Annotated in this window: 15 protein-coding genes; 9 read left to right on the forward strand and 6 right to left on the reverse strand. The window is 66.9% G+C overall.

Annotated elements, in window-relative coordinates; all coding sequences use genetic code 11:
- The first annotated feature begins 33 nt into the window (after window positions 1-33).
- The 6 genes from A5790_RS14205 (at window position 34) to A5790_RS14230 (ending at window position 7,860) form a co-directional block, all read left to right on the forward strand.
- Window positions 34-1,194: an amidohydrolase family protein gene (locus A5790_RS14205; RefSeq protein ID WP_066845191.1), complete on the forward strand. Its 1,161-nt coding sequence runs from the start codon at window positions 34-36 to the stop codon at window positions 1,192-1,194.
- 59 nt (window positions 1,195-1,253) lie between these two features.
- Window positions 1,254-2,429, forward strand: a complete 1,176-nt coding sequence (locus tag A5790_RS14210) for a Xaa-Pro peptidase family protein (protein ID WP_197696789.1) — start codon at window positions 1,254-1,256, stop codon at window positions 2,427-2,429.
- Entirely contained in the window at window positions 2,430-3,572 is a 1,143-nt protein-coding gene (locus tag A5790_RS14215; protein WP_066845199.1) for a Xaa-Pro peptidase family protein, read from the forward strand. It abuts the gene before it with no gap.
- A 6-nt stretch (window positions 3,573-3,578) separates the two neighbouring features.
- Window positions 3,579-4,529: an enoyl-CoA hydratase/isomerase family protein gene (locus A5790_RS14220; RefSeq protein ID WP_066845202.1), complete on the forward strand. Its 951-nt coding sequence runs from the start codon at window positions 3,579-3,581 to the stop codon at window positions 4,527-4,529.
- Window positions 4,529-6,937: a CoA transferase gene (locus tag A5790_RS14225; protein ID WP_066845203.1), complete on the forward strand. Its 2,409-nt coding sequence runs from the start codon at window positions 4,529-4,531 to the stop codon at window positions 6,935-6,937. Before A5790_RS14220 ends, A5790_RS14225 begins: the two co-directional genes overlap by 1 nt.
- 116 nt (window positions 6,938-7,053) lie before the next feature.
- Window positions 7,054-7,860 (forward strand): SDR family NAD(P)-dependent oxidoreductase, encoded by an 807-nt coding sequence (locus A5790_RS14230; RefSeq protein WP_066845205.1) that lies wholly within the window; start codon window positions 7,054-7,056, stop codon window positions 7,858-7,860.
- A gap of 81 nt (window positions 7,861-7,941) precedes the next feature.
- Here the strand turns inward: A5790_RS14230 and A5790_RS14235 are convergent, their stop codons facing one another.
- Complete coding sequence (locus A5790_RS14235) at window positions 7,942-8,784, reverse strand: SDR family NAD(P)-dependent oxidoreductase (protein ID WP_066845209.1); 843 nt, start codon at window positions 8,782-8,784, stop codon at window positions 7,942-7,944.
- 18 nt (window positions 8,785-8,802) lie between these two features.
- Window positions 8,803-9,888 (reverse strand): NAD(P)-dependent oxidoreductase, encoded by a 1,086-nt coding sequence (locus A5790_RS14240; protein ID WP_066845212.1) that lies wholly within the window; start codon window positions 9,886-9,888, stop codon window positions 8,803-8,805.
- A gap of 93 nt (window positions 9,889-9,981) precedes the next feature.
- On the opposite strand from A5790_RS14240, the gene A5790_RS14245 reads away from it, so the two are divergent.
- Entirely contained in the window at window positions 9,982-10,788 is an 807-nt protein-coding gene (locus A5790_RS14245) for a lysophospholipid acyltransferase family protein (protein WP_066845214.1), read from the forward strand.
- Window positions 10,789-10,791: 3 nt separating this feature from the next.
- Window positions 10,792-12,399, forward strand: a complete 1,608-nt coding sequence (fadD12, locus tag A5790_RS14250; protein WP_066845217.1) for an acyl-CoA ligase FadD12 — start codon at window positions 10,792-10,794, stop codon at window positions 12,397-12,399.
- Here the strand turns inward: fadD12 and A5790_RS14255 are convergent.
- Window positions 12,396-13,829, reverse strand: coding sequence for a wax ester/triacylglycerol synthase family O-acyltransferase (locus A5790_RS14255; protein ID WP_066845220.1), 1,434 nt, complete (start codon window positions 13,827-13,829; stop codon window positions 12,396-12,398). The two genes, fadD12 and A5790_RS14255, sit on opposite strands and share 4 nt — an antisense overlap.
- A gap of 139 nt (window positions 13,830-13,968) precedes the next feature.
- Here A5790_RS14255 and A5790_RS14260 point away from each other — a divergent pair, with 139 nt between their 5' ends.
- Entirely contained in the window at window positions 13,969-14,940 is a 972-nt protein-coding gene (locus A5790_RS14260) for an NADPH:quinone oxidoreductase family protein (RefSeq protein ID WP_066845223.1), read from the forward strand.
- 9 nt (window positions 14,941-14,949) lie between these two features.
- Here A5790_RS14260 and A5790_RS14265 read toward each other — a convergent pair whose 3' ends face one another.
- The 3 genes from A5790_RS14265 to A5790_RS14275 are packed head-to-tail and all read right to left on the reverse strand — an operon-like array spanning window position 14,950 to window position 18,045.
- Window positions 14,950-16,029, reverse strand: a complete 1,080-nt coding sequence (locus A5790_RS14265; RefSeq protein WP_066845226.1) for a phosphotransferase — start codon at window positions 16,027-16,029, stop codon at window positions 14,950-14,952.
- A gap of 8 nt (window positions 16,030-16,037) precedes the next feature.
- On the reverse strand, window positions 16,038-16,874 hold the full coding sequence (locus A5790_RS14270; RefSeq protein WP_066845228.1) for a mycofactocin-coupled SDR family oxidoreductase: 837 nt from the start codon (window positions 16,872-16,874) through the stop codon (window positions 16,038-16,040).
- 40 nt (window positions 16,875-16,914) lie between these two features.
- A complete protein-coding gene (locus A5790_RS14275; protein ID WP_231987791.1) occupies window positions 16,915-18,045 on the reverse strand; it encodes a cytochrome P450 in 1,131 nt (376 codons plus the stop codon).
- Window positions 18,046-18,279 lie beyond the last annotated feature (234 nt).

Raw genomic sequence — 18,279 nt, forward strand, 5'->3', positions numbered from 1 at the left:
CCCTTGAGCTCCTCGGGGAAACGGTCGTAGAAGATGTCGTCGGCCACCCTCTATCCACCCGAGGGCTTCGGCGCCCCCAAGCACCGCAAGGGCCACGCTACAGGCGATTTCGGGCTGCCCGCCGGCACCGAGATCTTCTCCGCGGACAACCACATCTCGGTGGCCGACGACATCTTCTACGACCGTTTCCCCGAGGAGCTCAAGGGCGCCGCGCCGCGCATCTGGTACGAGGACGGCGCCTACATGGTCGGCATGAAGGGCAAGGCCTGGACGGGGGGTGACTTCGGCCGGGTGCTGATGCAGTACGACGACCTCGCCGGAGCGGCGTCGAACAACATCGAGGCCCGCGTCCGTGAGCTCAAAGAGGACGGCATCGACAAGGAACTGGCCTTCCCCAACGCGGTGCTCGCGTTGTTCCACTATCCGGACAAGGCCCTGCGCGAGCGGGTCTTCCGGATCTACAACGAGCACATCGCCGATCTGCAGGAGCGCAGCAACGGCCACTTCTATGGTGTTGGCCTGATCAACTGGTGGGACCCCAAGGGCACCAGGAGCACGCTGGAGGAGCTGAAGTCGCTGGGGCTCAAAACGTTCCTGCTGCCGCTCAACCCCGGGAAAGATGACGACGGCAACATCTACGACTACGGCAGCACCGACATGGACGCGGTGTGGGACGAGATCGAGGCCGCAGGCGTGCCGGTCAGTCACCACATCGGCGAGACGCCACCCAAGACGCCGTGCCAGCACAACAGCGTCGTGGTGGGCATGATGGTCAATGTCGACTCGTTCCGCGAGCAGTTCGCCAAGTATGTGTTCTCCGGCATCCTCGACCGCCACCCGACGCTGAAGATCGGGTGGTTCGAGGGCGGTATCGCCTGGGTGCCAACGGCTCTGCAGGACGCCGAGCACATGCTCGCGTCGTACCGACACATGTTCAACCACCAGCTCGAGCATCCCGTGCGGCACTACTGGGACAACCACATGTGCGCGTCGTTCATGGTCGACCCGCTCGGCCTGGAGCTCATCGACAAGATCGGCGTCGACAACGTGATGTGGTCGTCGGACTACCCGCACAACGAATCCACGTTCGGATACTCGGAGAAGTCGCTGAAGACGGTCGTCGACGCGGTCGGACCCGAGAACGCCGTGAAGATCGTCAGCACCAACATCAAGAACTTCCTGGGGATCTCGTGACCACATTCGCACCACAGTCGGCGTCGATCGACATTCCGGACCTTCCCGACCTCGCCCGGATGTACCGGGAATGCGGTGCCCGGCTGCGTGATTCGATGAAGGACAAGGGTGTCGCCGCACTGGTGCTGATCGGCAACGGCAACGTCGTGTATGCGACCGGAATCAGCTGGCCGCTGCTCGACGCCGGGCTCTCACACGTGGAACGCCCGGTGGCGATCGTGCTCGCCGACGACCCGCATCCGCACTTGTTCATGCCGCTGCGCGAGGGGTCGTCATCGCAGTGCGAGGTTCCCGACGATCATGTGTACGGCCCGCTCTACCTCGAATTCGACGAGGGTGTCGAACAATTCGCGAAGGTGCTGGCCGACCTGGTTCCCGCGGGCGGCAAGATCGCGGTCGACGAGCTGACCGGCGCCATGCGCCGCGCATCCGCAGCTCTGTTCCCTTCGGGTCCGCCGTCGGACGCCGCGCAGGTCGTCGGGCCGGCCAAGCTGGTCAAGACGCCCGACCAGATCTCGTGCGTCCGCCATGCCTGCCGTATCACCGAAGAGGCGATGGTCGACGTGCAGAAGGCGCTCGCCCCCGGTGTGCGGCAGGTCGACCTCTCGGCGGCGTTCGTCCGGCGCGCCTTCGAACTCGGCGCGACCGCCAACATGCTCGAGGCCATCTGGCAGGTGATGCCCACGACGAAGACCAGCGGTTCGGTCTGGACCACCACTGGAGATCTGGCGCTGCCCCTGCTGACCACCGAACGTGAACTCGAACGCGGCGACGTGCTGTGGACCGACATGAGCATCACCTACAAGGGCTACTGCTCCGACTTCGGGCGCACGTGGCTGGTCGGCGACGAGCCGAACGACCGCCAACACGCGCAGTTCGAGAAGTGGCGCGAGATCCTGTCTGCCGTGCTGTCGGTCACCAAAGCCGGTGCCACGAGCGGTGATCTGGCCCGCGCGGCGATCGCCGCCAACGGTGGAACCAAACCGTGGCTGCCGCACTTCTACCTCGGCCACGGCATCGGCACCAACGCCGCCGAAATGCCGATGATCGGAACCGATCTGGGCCAGGAGTTCGACGACAACTTCGTGTTCCCCGCCGGCATGCTGCTGGTGCTCGAACCCGTGGTGTGGGAGGACGGCACCGGTGGCTACCGAAGCGAGGAGATCGTCGTCATCACCGACGACGGTTACCAGTCCATCACCGATTACCCCTACGCCCCTTACGGACGGAACTGAATGGCACTCCAGATTCTCCCTGACGCAGCCGATCTGCGGCGGGGCCGCCGCGAGCGCGCGCTGGCCCAGATGGAGGAACGCGACATCGACATCCTGGTGCTGGGCCGGCAGGCCAACGTGCGCTACGTGACCGGCGCCCCGCAGCTGTGGGTGGCGGGCACCCGCCCGTTCGGACCGATTTGCGAGGTGATCCGCTCGACCGGAGAGATCCACCTCAACAGCACCTGGGACGAGGGCATCCCCGACGAGATCCCCCACGACCACCTGTACGGGCTGGCGTGGAATCCGATGACGCTGGTCGAGGTGCTCAAGGCGCTGCCCGGGGCCGCCACCGCCAAACGGGTCGGAACCGATTCGCTGACACCGACGTTCGCGCAACTACTGCCGATGGCGTTTCCCGCCGCAGAGATCGTCGACGCCGAACCGGCGCTGAGGGCCGCTCGCCGCATCAAGACACCGGATGAGATCGCCGTGTTGCGCGGTGCGCTGGGCGTGGCCGAAGCGGCGCTCAACGCGGCCCGCGCCGAGTTGGCGGCCGGAGCCACCGAGAAGTCGCTGACGGGCGCGCTGATGGAGGCGATGGCGGCTGGCGGTGTCTGCACACCCGCCACCCAGGACGGCGCATGGGTGACGAGCAAGGAACATCCGTGGCGACGCGCCCGCAGCAACGGCCACATCGAGGACGGTGACCTGGTGGCGTTCTCGGCCGGTGCGCTGGCCGACGGCTACGTCGGCGAAGTCGGCCGCACATGGCCGGTCGGAGAGGTCGAGGGGTCTGCGGTCCCACAGCTTTACGATCGCTGGAACCGTCTGTGGGACAAGCTTCTAGACGCTTGTCAGCCGGGTCGTCCCGCGAGTGGCCTGCTCGCCGCCTACGAGGCGGTCGGTGAGCCGCTGCCCGCGATGCCCGTCGCCCACGGCCTCGGTCTGGGCTACGACTCGCCCGTCGTCACCCCGGCCCTGCGGGCCACCATCGCCGACGAACTGCTCGAACCCGGCATGGTGCTCGCGGTCAGCGGCTATGTCTGGCAGGAGGGCGTGGGCGCGGTCTTCAGCCGCGACGCTGTGCACGTCACCGCCGACGGGGCCGAGGTGCTGACCTCCAGTCCGCTCTGGAGTGGTGCGGGCGTCGGAATCGGTTGACGCGCCATGTCGGACCTCGGGAGTCGGCCCGCGCCTGAGGAGATCGTCCTCTACGAGAAGGATCCGGCGACCAAGATCGCGACCATCACGTTCAACCGGCCGGAGTACCTGAACGCGCCGACGTCGGCTGCGCGGTTGCGGTATGCCGACCTTCTGCGTGGCGCCACCGTCGACGACGATGTGAAGGTCGTCGTGATCCGCGGTGTCGGCGAGAATCTCGGCAGTGGCGCGGATCTGCCGGAGTTCATGGACGGTGACGACGACGCGCGGCTGGCCGAGCTGCGGGTGGACGATCCGAATGTCACCTATCCGCCAAAGGGATCGTTCCGGCACGGCGCGACGATGGGGCAGTGGTACGCCAACGTCGCGGCGGGCAACCGGGCGTTGCAGGAACTCAAGAAGATCAGCATCGTTGAGGCCAAGGGGTACTGCTACGGCTGGCACTTCTACCAGTGCGCGGACGCGGACCTGGTGATCTCCAGCGACGACGCGCTGTTCGGTCATCCGTCGTTCCGGTACTTCGGTTGGGGCCCGCGGATGTGGACCTGGGTGATGACCATGGGGCTGCGACCGTTTCAGGAGATGGTGTATACCGGTCGCCCCTTCACCGCCGACGAGATGAAGGAGTGCAACTTCCTCAACAAGGTGGTGCCGCGTCACCAGCTCGAGGCCGAGGTCGCCAAGTACGCCCACGCGTGTGCACGGAACCGACCGGTGGACAGTGTGTTTCAGCAGAAGATGTTCTTCGAGGTGGTCAAGCAGTTCCAGGGCGAATACCTCGGCAGCCTGCTGTCGGCGATGTTCGAGTCGATGGGCGGCGCGGCGCGGCCCGACGGCGACGACTTCATGCTTGCCGACGCGATCGATGTGGGCCTCGCGGACGCCGTCAACGACAACGACGACAAGTTCCCGCCCGAGTTCCGGTTGAGCAAGGCCAACCGCAGAAAGAAGGATTAGTGCCGGCGCTGGACGAGTACACCGTCGTTGACCTGTCGAGCGGAATCGCGGGAGGCTACGCCACCAAAGTCCTCGCCGACGGTGGTGCCACGGTGGTCAAAGTGGAGTCGCCGCAGGGTGATCCGCTGCGAACCTGGTCCGCGTCGGGGGCACGCATCGAGCCGGAAACTGACGGGGCGCTATTCAGCTTTCTGGCCTGCTCGAAACACAGCGTCGTCGTCGACCCGGACGTCGCCGCCGACCTGGACATGTTGCGCGGGTTGCTGTCAGCCGCCGATGCGGTCGTGTGGTCGCGCGGATCGGCGGTCGCCGAACTCGACGAGTTCACCCCCGCCGCCCTCGCCGATGCCTACGGTCATCTGACCGTCACCGCGATCACCCCGTTCGGGCTCGAGGGACCGTGGGCGGACAAGCCTGCCACCGAGTTCACCCTGCAGGCGTGGTCGGGTGGCGTGATCGGGCTGGGCCGGGGTGCACCGGATCGCGCGCCGCTGTTCGTCGCAGGCCAGATCGGGGAGTGGCTGGCGGGCGCGTACGCGGCCGCAGGTACGACGGCGGCCCCGGGTCTGGTCGACGTCTCGATCCTCGAGGCCCAGATTCTCTGCCTGACTTACTATTCGGTGTCGTTCAACGATGCGCTCGGACGTCCGTTCCGGGACCGCCGCCGGTTGACCGTGCCAGGTGTCGCGTCCGCGGCCGACGGGCTGGTGGCGTTGGGGTGCGGCACCGCGCAACAGTGGTTCGACCTGTGCGCGATGGTCGGCCACGACGAATGGATCGACGAGGGCGGTGACCTGTCGATCACCGAACAGGCCAACATCCACGCCGAGCAGATCTACGAGTGGGTGAAAGAGAACCGCGTCGAGGACATCCTCGAGCTGTCCAGCGCCTTCCGGATTCCGAACGCACCGGTCGGAAACGGCGCCACTGTCACAGATTTCGACCAGTTCGTCGAACGCGGCACGTTCGTCACCAATCCTCGCGACGGCTTCACCCAGCCCGGGCCGCCGTACCGCACCACGCCGTCGCTGCTGCGCGCGCCGCTGCCCGCGCCCCGGCTCGGCGAGCACACCGCCCTGTATCGTTCGCGAACGGTACAACAGGGTCGCGATTCTGCCGAGATCACGACCCTGGGTGGGGTTTCGCGAACATCGTTCGAGGGGCTACGGGTGCTCGACATGACGAGCTTCTGGGCCGGCCCGTCGTGCACCCACATGCTGGCGTTGCTGGGCGCCGAGGTGATCCACATCGAGTCCACCGCGCGACCCGACGGCACGCGGCTCATCGCCGGGGTGCCGATCACCGAGGAGCAGTGGTGGGAGCGCTCGCCGATCTTCTCCGGCTTGAACACCAACAAGAAGAGCGTCACGCTCGACATCCGTTCCGAGCGCGGCGTGGAGCTGCTGCGCCGGCTCATCACGACCTGCGACGTCATTGTCGAGAACTACACCCCGCGGGTGCTCGACCAGATCGGTCTGGACTTCGATGCCGTGCACCGGCTGCGCCCCGACGCGATCATGATGCGCATGCCGGGATTCGGGCTCGACGGGCCGTGGCGCGACAAGCCCGCGTTCGCTTACGTGATCGAGGACTGCTCCGGAATCACCTGGCTGACGGGGCATCCGGATCAGAACCCGGTCGAGCCGTATTCGGTCGGCGATCCCAACGCCGGGGTGCACGGTCTCAACGCGCTGTTGCTCGCGCTGGCGCACCGGCGACGGACGGGACAGGGGGTGCGGATTGAGGCCGCGATGGTCGACGCCGCGCTCAATGTCGCCGCCGAGCAGGTCATCGAATACTCGGCCTACGGAAATCTCCTGCAGCGGCAGGGCAACCGCGGGCCGACCGCCGCGCCGCAGAACCTGTATCGCACCAGCGAGCTCGACGAGTTCGGCCGCCCCGACGACTGGGTCGCGATCGCGGTGGCCACCGACGAGCAGTGGGCAGGCCTGGTCGATGCCCTCGGGCGGCCGGCGTGGGTGACCGACGAGCTCGCCACGGCCGACGGCCGTCGGCGCAACCAGGACACCATCGATGAGCACCTGGGCGCATGGTGCGCCGGCCGCACCGGTGACGATATCGTCGAAACGCTCTGGGCGGCCGGGGTTCCGGTGGCCAAGGTGATGCAACCGCACCGCGTCGGCGACCTCGAGCAGCTGGTGCACCGCGGCTTCTACGAGGAGGTCGACCATCCCGTCAACCCGCCGGCCCGACACAGCACGCTGCCCATGCGTATCGCGTCCGTCCGGAGTTTTCATCGCAGCCCCGCACCGCTGCTGGGACAGCACAACCGCGAGGTACTGACCGCGCTCGGGCTCAGCGACGACGAGATCACGGCGCTCGAGGAGGAAGGGGTCATCGGAAACGCGCCCGCGGGTCTCACCATTCGCACAACCAAGACCGGTTGACGGGCGCAGGAATGACCGCAACCAGCGCCTAAGATTGCAGCCAGCGCTGTGGGCCTGTGAACGACCCTCACCGCAATGTCGGTGCTAGGCGCGTAGCGAGTCGCTAGCCTCGACCGATGGCCATCGATCCGTCGAACATTCTGCTCACCGGCCGCGTGGCGGTCGTCACCGGCGGTGGCGCGGGCATCGGCAAGGGAATCGCCGAAGGGCTCACCGCCTTCGGGGCGTCCGTCGCGATCTGGGAGCGCGACCCGGAAACCTGTGCGGCGACGGCCTCGACGATCGGCGCGCTGGGCATCGTCACCGACGTGCGTGACAGCGCTCAGGTCGACGCGGCGCTGCAGCAGACCGCCGATGCGCTCGGCGAGGTGTCCATTCTGGTCAACAACGCCGGTGGCACCTTCTTCTCGCCGATGCTCGAGACCACGGAGAACGGCTGGGATGCGCTGTACAAGGCGAACCTTCGTCACGTGCTGCTGTGCACCCAGCGGGTCGCGCGCCGTCTCGTGGAGGCCGGCAGGCCGGGCAGCGTCATCAACGTGACGTCGATCGAAGGTGTGCGCGCCGCACCGGGATACGCCGCATACGCCGCCGCCAAGGCCGGCGTCATCAACTACACCCAGACCGCCGCGTTCGAACTGTCCCCACACGGCATCCGGGTCAACGCCCTCGCCCCGGACCTCACCTTGACCGAGGGCCTGATGCAGATCTCCGGCGGCACGCTGAGCCCCGACGTCGCTCCCGGCATACCGATGGGCAGACCGGGGCATGTCGACGAAATCGCCTCGGCAGCAGTGTTTCTGGCCTCCGGCATGTCGAGCTACCTCACCGGTCAGACGATCCACGTCGACGGCGGGACCCACGCGGCGGGCGGCTGGTATCACCACCCGGACACGGGTCGCCCGACACTGGGGCCGGTCTAGCCCGGTCGCGTCGCGAGACTACGGTTTCTGACGAAATTCGCACGCTTTTCGTCAGAAACCGCCGTCTCGGCAGAGTTCCCGTCAGTGGGTCCAGCCCGCGGCGGACTGGTCGTCGAAGGTGCGGTCGATGCGCTCGAAGCGGCGTCGAATCGAGCCGCGTGCCGCGTTGTGTGGTAGCACGTAGAGCCGGTTGGCTTCGATCGCGTCGGCGGTCAGGCGCGCCACCTCGTCGACGTTGAGCACGGAGTCGTCGCTCGGATCCGACGCCAACTGCTGAACCGAGTTTGCGCCGGACGCGGTGGCCGGACCGTAATCCTCACTGCGCACGCGTTCGGTGTTGGCGAGCAGATTCGTGTCGACGATCATCGGGCACAACACCGTCACCCCGATGCCGTTAGCGCGCACCTCGCGCGACAACGTCTCCGCGAGCGCGACGACGCCGTACTTGGCGACGCAGTAGGGGCCCAGGCCGACGTTGGGAATCAGCCCGGCGAACGACGAGGTGAACGCGATGTGGCTGTCGGCTTCCTGGGCGATCAGCCGGGGCAGGAACGCCTCCACGCCGTGGATCGGGCCCCACAGGTCGACGTCGATGACGAATCGCCAGTCGTCGTGGCTGGTCTGCGCGATCGGGCCGGCGTAGGCGATCCCGGCGTTGTTGAACACCAGGTGCACGTCACCGAACACGCCGAACGCCTCGTCGGCCAACCGGTTGACGTCGTCGAACTTCCGCACGTCGCACACCACGCCGTGCGCGTCGACGCCATCGCCGCGCAGATCGGCTACCGCGCGGTCGAGCGCCGTCGAATCGATGTCGCTGAGCATGATGCGCGCCCCGCGTCGGGCGAACTCCTGAGCGGCGGCGAACCCGATACCGCTCGCGCCGCCGGTGATGACCGCTGCGCGTCCGTTGAACGTCTCCACCCGCCGAAGACTAGGCCGTCAGGACAGATCGCGGGGTCGATCCCACGCCGGCTCGCCCAGCCGGGCGCGGATCGCGCCCCACGGATCGGCGTAGGTTCCGGGTGTGTTCCGGTAAGCGCCGCGGCGTTCGAGGAGCGCGCGCAGTAGCGGCGCGAGCGGGGTCAGCAGACGCATCACATAACGCGTCCAACCGGCATTGGCGGCGGCCTCGGCTTGCATGTCGGGCCACGAATAGTGCTGGAACTGAAGCGCTTCCTGCGCGCGGGTGGTGTCCATCCAATCGGTGACGAACCAGGTGTCGTCGCGGTCGGGGTCACCGGGCCGACCGGGCGGCAGCACCCCGGGCAGGCCGCGGGCCGCCGCCAGCGCCGCGCCCACGTCGCCCTGGCGGATGCGGTGCGAGTCGTCGCCGGCGATCAGCAGGATCTCCCCGACGACGTCGGCGGTGGTCGCCGCGGCGAAGGCCCACGCGACATCGCGGACGTCGACGGTGTGCAGCCGGCCGTCGGTCGGTAGCAGGCTCTCGAAGTACAAGGCGTCGGCGCTCATCGGCATCGCGTTGGGATCGGTGCTCAGCACACCACCCAGGCGCAGCACCACCCACGGCAGTTTCGAGGCCCGCACGATCGCCTCGGCCTCCGCCTTGGTGCCGCTGTAGAGGTCGCAGGGCCGCATCGGGTCGTCAGCGCGCACGGGCGCCGCGGCCGTGTGCGGGTTGCGGGCACCGTAGACCGCGTTGCTCGATGCCTGGACGAAGCGCGGCGGCGCCGACTGCTGTTCGGCGATGCGCACCAGCGTCGCGGTGGCCTCGACGTTGACGCGCCGCGCCAGGCCCGGGTTCTTGTAGATCGGTGGCGGGATCACGGCGGCCAGATGAATGATCGCCTCGGGTGCGACGTCGCTGACCAACCGCTGCACCGCAGCCTCATCGGTCAGGTCGGTCCATCGCACGGTGACGCCCCGCGGCAGCTTCGCCTGTGCTTTCCTGTTCGCCGGGGTGTCCAGGTCGGCCACCACCACGGAGCGTCCGAGTTCGGCCAGCCTGCGTGCGGTCGCCGAACCGACCAGGCCGAAGCCGCCGGTCACCAATATCGCCCCCGCCATTACGCCTCCCACCTGCGAGTATGACATTCTCTTTTTGCGAAAGTAGCATATTCACGTGGCGGGGAGGGCGGGTGCGGGTATGACAGGTGCGACATGAGTAGCAATGGGGCGCAAAAGCCGGAAGTCGCGAAGTGGGACCCCGCGTTCACCCGGGGCATCATCAACACGGTCGGCCCACTCATCAAGCGATACTTCCGCGCCGAGGTGCGCGACCTGGACGCCATGCCCGCGGCCGGGGGAGCGTTACTGGTGTCCAACCACTCGGGCGGCATGCTCACTCCCGATGTGCTCGTCTTCGCCCCGGCCTTCTACGCAAAGTTCGGCTTCGACCGTCCCGTGTACACGCTCGGGCACGACGCCATCTTCGTCGGGCCCGTCGGCACACTGCTGCGTCGCGCCGGCGTCATCGGTGCCAACCGGGAGAACGCGGCGAAGGCGTTGCGCGAGGGTGCGGTGGTGCTGGTCTTCCCCGGTGGCGACTACGACTCCTACCGGCCGACGTTCAGCGAGAACGTCATCGACTTCGCCGGTCGCACGGGATACGTCCGGACCGCTGTCGAGTCCGGCGTCCCGATCGTGCCCATGGTGTCGATCGGCGCCCAGGAGACACAACTGTTCCTCGCGCGTGGCGACTCGATCGCCCGGCGCATCGGTCTCAAGCGTTTACGCGCCGAGATCCTGCCCATCAGTGTCGGATTCCCGTTCGGGGTGTCGGTGTTCTTCCCGCCGAACCTCCCACTGCCCGCCAAGATCACCACGCGGGTGTTGCCGCCGATTAATGTGGTCGAGCAGTTCGGAGAGGACCCCGACGTGAAGGAGGTCGATGCGCACGTGCGCTCCGTGATGCAGACCGCGCTCGACGAACTGGCCGCCGAACGCCGGTTCCCGGTACTGGGCTGACCGATGGCTGACGTTCTCGGACTCGTGCAGACGCTGTGGCGGGCCGGCTTGATCGCGCCGCTGCGGCCCGATAAGTACCTGCGGATGGGCGCGGCGATGCGGCGCGTGGGTATGACCGCGACGGTCGGCTTCGCCGCGGCCGCGCAGCGCTGCCCGGACCGCCCAGGACTCGTCGACGAGCGCGGCACCCTGACCTGGAAGCAGATCGACGATCGCTGCGACGCGGTGGCCACCGGGCTGCAAGCCCTACCCGGCGGCACGCCGAAAACCGTTGCCGTGATGTGCCGCAACCATCGCGGCTTCATCGAGTCCCTGGTGGCCTCGAACCGAATCGGCGCCGACGTGCTGCTGCTCAACACCTCGTTCGCGGGTCCGGCCATGGCCGAGGTGGTCGATCGGGAAGGCGCCGACGTCGTCATCTTCGACGAGGAGTTCGCCGAGATCGTCGACCGGGCCATGGCCGACAAACCCGACGCGACGCGGATCCTCGCCTGGACCGACGAAGCTACCGACGGGCTGACCCTCGATCAGCTCATCGAGTCCAATCTCGGCAAGCGGCCCGCCGCCACCGAACGCAACAGCGACATCATCCTGCTGACGTCGGGCACCACGGGAACCCCGAAAGGCGCCAAACGCGGTCAAGGCAGTGGCGGCGCAGGCGATCTCAAGGCGGTGCTGGACCGGACCCCGTGGCGCGCCGAGGAGGCCACCGTCATCGTCGCGCCGATGTTCCACGCGTGGGGCTTCTCGCAGCTGCTGTTCGCCGCGCTGCTCGCCTGCACCATCGTCACCCGCCGCAAGTTCGACCCCGAGGCCACGCTGGAACTGGTCGACCGGTACAAGGCGACCGGTCTGGCGGTGGTGCCGGTGATGTTCGACCGGATCATGGACCTCCCCGACGAGGCGTTGAACCGCTACAGCGGCAAGTCACTTCGCTTCGCGACGGCGTCAGGTTCGCGGATGCGGCCCGATGTCGTGATCAAATTCATGGACCGGTTCGGCGACGTGATCTACAACAACTACAACGCCACCGAAGCGGGCATGATCGCCACCGCGACGCCGTCCGACCTGCGAGCGGCTCCCGACACGGCCGGGACCCCCGCCGACGGCACCGAGATCCGCATCTACGACGCTGAATTCAACGAACTTCCCGCCGGGGAGACGGGTCAGATCTTCGTCCGCAGCGGCACGTTGTTCGACGGGTACACCTCTGGCCAGACCAAGGACTTCCGCGACGGTTTCATGGCGTCGGGAGACGTCGGTTACCTCGACGAAGCCGGGCGGTTGTTCGTGGTCGGCCGCGACGACGAGATGATCGTCTCCGGCGGAGAGAACGTGTACCCGATCGAGGTGGAGAAAACGCTGGCCCAGCATTCCGATGTCAAGGAGGCGGTGGTGCTGGGCGTCGACGACGAGCAGTACGGTCAGCGCCTCGTGGCCTTCGTCGTGCTCAACGAGGGCAAAAGCGCAGGCCCCGACGACCTCAAACAGCACGTCCGTGACAACCTCGCCAACTACAAGGTGCCGCGGCAGATCACCGTCCTCGACGAGCTCCCACGCGGCAACACCGGCAAGGTGGCTCGGAAGGACCTGCTCGACCTGGTCGACTAACGGGCCGCGGGGGCCGGTGCCATCGCCGTGCCCACCACGGACAACGCGGGAAGCCCTGCCGCGGAGCGGATCTCGTCGAGGCCGTGCACCATGGCGTCGGTGGCCTCGTGGATGTCGTCGAAGGTCACGTCGTCGGACAGGATCGAGATGTCCACCTGGTCGACGTAACTCCACACCGTCATGTTGAACGCGCTGCCGGCCGACAGCACGCCGATCGAGTAGATCTCGCTCACGGGGGCGCCGCCGATGTGGCCGCGGCGGCGTGGTCCGGGCACGCTCGACACCGCGACATTCATCAGGGGGTTGTGCTTGGCTCGTTGGCTCTGCCAGCGGAGGAGCGTCGGTGTCAGCGGGGGAGGGAGGTACTCCATCAACTGTCCCTGCAACTTGGGGCCGAGCAGTTCGTAGTTCTCCTTGGCTCGCGCCGTCGCCACGGACGTCAGCCGGACTCGTTCGAGCGGATCGTCGATATGAACGGGCAGCGATACCGACAGGCCACCGATCTCGTTGCCGGTGACCCGGTCCGGGGACAGATCGGTGCTCACCGGCACCGACGCCATCAGGGGCCGGTCAGCGCGCCCGTCGTATCGCAACAGCAGTTCGCGCAGCCCACCTGCAGCGGTGGCCAGCACGATGTCGTTGAACGTCACCTTCAGTTGTTTGGCCGTCTCCTTGACCTCGGCCAGCGACAGCGACGCCGTGGCGAACGTGCGCCCCGGCGAGACCACGTGGTTGAGGAACGTCGGCGGTGTGCGGAACATCTTCGCCAGGTCCGGTTGATCGGTGCGCTCCTTGGCACGGCGCCGCAACTTGGTGAACCCGCGCACCGCGTCGCGAGCGAGCGTGGGCAGCGCGGCGACGTTCGTGGCGTGGTCACGCACCGCGACCTTCACCAGATCGGATCGACCCGGGGCGTCGCACACGGCGTACTCCTCGCGCTCGTTCTGCGTGCCGTCCGCGAGATCCATCAGCCGCGCAAGCAGATTCGCCGACGCCACACCGTCGGCCAGGGTGTGGTGCACCTTCCCGATGAGCGCGAAGCGATTGTCGGCCATCCCCTCCGCGAAGTGGAACTCCCACAGCGGGCGGCTGCGGTCGAGCGGCGTGCTGGCGATCCGGCCGATGACCTCGTCGAGCTCGCGGCGACCACCCGGGCTCGGCACGTGGACGCGGCGCAGGTGGTAGTCGAGGTCCACCGGGCAGTCTTCCAGCCACATCGGGTGATGCAACTTCCACGGGATGTCGACGAGCCGGTAGCGCAGGGGGTCGAGCAGGTGCAGTCGCCGGGCGATGGTCCGACGGAACAGGTCGAAGGTGAATTCACCGTCGAAATCGGCGGCGTTGATGATGGCGACCTTCAACGTGTGCGTGTGGAGGTTGGGCGTCTCGCTGTAGAGCAACATGGCGTCCATGCCGTTGAGTCGCTTCACATCCCCACCCCCTGCGGACCGTCGGTGTCCAAGGGTCCATCGAACCACTCCGACGGCCATGATCGGGGGGTTTCGGTCGGCGGGAGCCAAGCGCGTGTCCCTGGCTATTGTTAGTTGGTCGAACGATTGGAGTGGGCCGATGAGGGCGATCGTGTGCCGGGAGTACTGCCAACCCGAAGATCTGGTGCTCGACGAACTTCCCGATCCGACACCGAAACCCGGTGAGGTTGTGATCAGGGTGCGCGCGGCCGCGGTCAACTATCCCGACGTGTTGTTGATCGGCGGCAACTATCAGGTCAAGGTGCCGCCACCGTTCAGCCCCGGCAGCGAGATGGCCGGAGAGGTGATCGCCGTCGGTGACGGCGTCGACTGCCGCGTCGGTTCCCGGGTGACGGCGACGACATTCGTCGGCGCATTCGCAGAGCAGGCGGTGGTGGACGCGCGCGCGGTGTCGCCGATTCCGGACGGCGTCGACTACGCCGAAGCCGCGGCGTTCGGTGTCACGTATCGGACTGCGTTCTACGCCTTGCGTACCGTCGCGCCGGTACAACCGGGTGACTGGGTCGTCGTGCTCGGTGCGGCCGGCGGCGTCGGAATCGCCGCGGTCGATATCGCGCGACTGCTCGGCGGCAGGGTGCTGGCGGCGGCTTCGGGTCGAGAGAAGCTCGATCTGTGCCGCGAGCGCGGCGCCGAAGCATGTGTGGACTACGACCGCGAAAACCTGCGCGACCGGATCAAGGAGATCACCGGCAAGGCCGGCGCACAGATCGTCGTCGACCCCGTCGGCGGACCGTACTCCGTGCCCGCGCTGCGCGGCCTCGGGCGGGGCGGAACCTTCGTCACACTCGGCTATGCGGCCGGCGAGATTCCATCTGTTCCGCTCAATCTGGTGCTGCTGAAGGGTATTACAGTCCGCGGCATGGAGATCCGCACCTTTGCGTCGGACTACCCGGAAGAGGTGGTACGCGACGACGAGGAACTACACGCCCTGTACGCCGAAGGCAAGCTCCGTCCCTACATCGGCGCCCGGTTCGCGCTCGACGACGCCGCGGCCGCCTTGCGTCACGTCGCCGAGCGCAAGGCGTTGGGCAAGGTCGTCATCGACATCTAGGTCGTGCGCCTAGTCCAGAGCCGCCAGCGCGGCGCGGGTGTCGAGGTCGATGAACGCGGCCGAATACCGTTGCGCCAGCGCCAGACAGATGTCGGCGCCTTGCCACGCGTCGCCGCCGGAGAGCGTCGCCATCCAGATGGCCAGCCCGTGTGCGACCGACGCGCGGTACCGCAGCCACACTTCCTCGGCCGACGGGAGTTCGGCGGCGGGCAGAGTGAGCGCTGCGCGGTACTCATCGAGCAGGTCGCGTTCGGCCCGCCTGCGGTCCTCGATCGTCAGCGCCCCCTGCAGGAAATAGCCGAGATCCAGGGACCAGTTACCGCGTCGAGCCATCTGCCAGTCCAGGAACCCCACCTCGTCATCGGGCAGCACATAGGTGTTGCCGATGTGCGGATCGCCGTGCAGCAGGGTCGGGGCGGACGTCGAAGATCCAGTCAGGGTGCCGATGTAGCGGGCCCAGATGTCGACGAACAGGTCGGTGCCGCTGAGGCCGAGTATCTGAGAGGAGACGGTGTCGCCCAGTCGATCTCGGGCGATGTCGAGTGGCGCATGCTCGAGTCCTTCGAAGGCGACGAACGGCTCGAGCCAGTCCAGCGCCGGGTTCGCGGTCAGCCGCTCACCCCAGAACTGGCTGTGCATGCGCGCCAGTCCGCGGACGCCCTTGGCAACCTGCTCGACCGACATCGGCCGGGTGGAGTCGCGTGGGTCGGCGCCGCGCGCGACGACGTCCTCCATGATCATCACAAAGTTCGAGCCGGGCTCGTCGATCAACGCGGCGTAGACGGTCGGATGGTCAAGCGGCAGCGACACACCCGAACTGAACAGCCTCGGCTCGTGGAACAGGCCGCTGGTGAGAGCGACGAGTTCGGCGTGGTCGGGATCGACGGCCTTGGCGAACACCGTCTTCGGACCCGACCCCGTCGAATACTTCAGCGCCAGCCGCGCCCGGCGATTGGTGCCGTCGTCGCGCAGCGCGACGCTGACGTCCTCGACGGTGGCTCCCGGGAAGTGCTTCCCGAGCGCCGCCGTCATCCACCCCGGTGTGATCTCCTCCCAGCTGCGCGGAACCGACAGCTCGGCAGCGGTCATCTGGGTGCCTACTTGAGGCAGCTGCCGCCGTCGACCGGCAGCGTCACCCCGGTGATGTAGCGGCTCTCGTCGGAGGCCAGGAACAGCACGGCGTTGGCGATGTCCTCGGGCTCGACCCAGCCGATCGGCAGCGTGTGCATCATCTGGCCGACGACCTTCATATCGTCGGGACCCGGATTCTCCAGGTCGGGACGGAACAGTTTCATGGTGCCCTCGTTCATGAACAACGGGGTGTTCACGTTGGTCGGGTGCACGGAGTTGACGCGGATGTTCTGGGCGCCGAGCTCGACGGCGAAGGTTCGCATCAGGCCCACCACACCGTGTTTCGCGGCAACGTAGTGGCCCGTGTGCGGGTAGGCCTTCAGGCCGCCGACCGAGCTGGTGAGGACGATCGAACCGCCGCGTCCACCGGCCAGGATGTGCGGCACGCCCGCCTTGACGGTCTTCCAGACGCCGGCGAGGTTGACGTCGATCATGTCGGTCCAGTCTTCTTCGCTGGTCTTGTCCAGCGTGGCACCGCCGTTGCCGATGCCGGCATTGGCAACGATGATGTCCAGCCGGCCGAGTTGCTCCACGCCGGTGTCGACGGCGGCCTTGAGTGCTTCGAAGTCGCGGGTGTCGACCTCGGCGGTGTAGATGCGGCGGTTGAGGCCCTTCACCAGATCGGCGGTCTCGGCGAGGTCTTCGGGGGTCGACAGTGGAATCTGCACGCTGTCGATCTGCTTGCAGATGTCCACGGCGATGATATCGGCGCCTTCCTGCGCCAGCCGTACGGCATGGGCGCGGCCCTGGCCGCGGGCGGCGCCGGTGATGAAAGCGACCTTGCCTTCAACGCGTCCGGTCATCGGTTACCTCAATTCGTTGTCGTAACAGGGGGTTTGGGTTCTATTTGGAGTTGACAAAGGTGGGCATGGTTTCCCAGCCGCGGACCGCGGTGGTCGGCGATGGGCGCGCGTTGGGCCAGTCGACCTCCCAGGTCGGGAATCTCTTGAGGATTTCCTCGAGCGCGATCCGGCCCTCCAGGCGTGCCAGCGCGTTACCCATGCAGAAGTGCGTTCCCGCTCCGAACGTCATGTGGGAGTGCAGCTCTCGGTGGATATCGAAGTCGTCGCCGTCCGGCGGGAAGCGGCGATGGTCGCGGTTGGCGGCGCCCACCAGCATCAGCATCGCCGATCCCTCCGGCACCGTCTGACCGTAGTATTCGACGTCGCGCGTCACGTACCGGGCGATCTGCAGCGCCGGCGGTTCCCAGCGCAGGATCTCCTCGATCGCTTGCGGGATGAGGGCCGGGTCGGCGACCAACTCGGCGCGCTGGTCCGGATAGTCGGCGAGTGTCTTTCCGGCCCAACCGATCAAGCGTGTCGTGGTTTCGCTGCCCGCGGTGGCGATGACCGTCAGGTACATCAGCAGTTCCTCGCGGCGCAGTCGGCGACGGGTGCCGGTCTCGTCTTCGAACTCGGCGTTGAGCAGGTCGGTCATGATGTCGTCGGAGGGATGCTCGGTGCGGTAGTCGATGAATTCGGCGAACACCTCACCGCTGGCCATCAGGTCGACTGAGTCGCTCTGCAACGTCGCCTCACCGTGCTCGGTGACGCGGCGCTGGTCGGCTTCCGGTATGCCCAAGAGCATTCCGATGACCCGCATCGGCATCTGCGCGCCGAGATCGTTGACGAAGTCGAATTTGTCCGTGCCGGTCAACGGGTCCAGGCATCCGGCGGTGAACTCGCGGATCTGGGGTTCCAGCGCCTGCACCTTGCGCGGGGTGAACACCCGGGACAGCAGGTTGCGGTGGATGTTGTGGATCGGCGGATCCTCGAAAATCAGTGTGCCCGGGGGGATCTCCATCCCCGACTTGATGATCTCGAGCAACGCGCCGCGACCCGAGATGAAGGTCTGGTGGTCGATGACGGCCTTGTTGACATCCTCGAACCGGCTCAACGCGTAGAAGTCGTGTTTGGCGTTGTAGTACAGCGGGGCCTCTTCGCGCAGGCGCGCGAAGACCGCGTACGGGTTCATGTTGAGTTCGATGCTGTACGGGTCGTAGTACAACTCGTCCTGTTCCGCATCGTGCACGTCGGGATTTTCAGCGCTGATCGTCACCGGATCGCCTCTCGCCGGTCAGGTCGCGTAAGACAGTGGGCTGGCATTTGTCTCACAACTCTGGCATTCGTCATGAAGGAGTGTCAACAAGGGATTCAAATCGGAATATTTAAGCTCTTCGCTCAGAAGAATACGATTCTCCGCACCGCT

Source organism: Mycobacterium sp. 852002-51152_SCH6134967, assembly GCF_001667105.1.
GTDB classification, from domain to species: Bacteria; Actinomycetota; Actinomycetes; order Mycobacteriales; family Mycobacteriaceae; genus Mycobacterium; species Mycobacterium neumannii_A.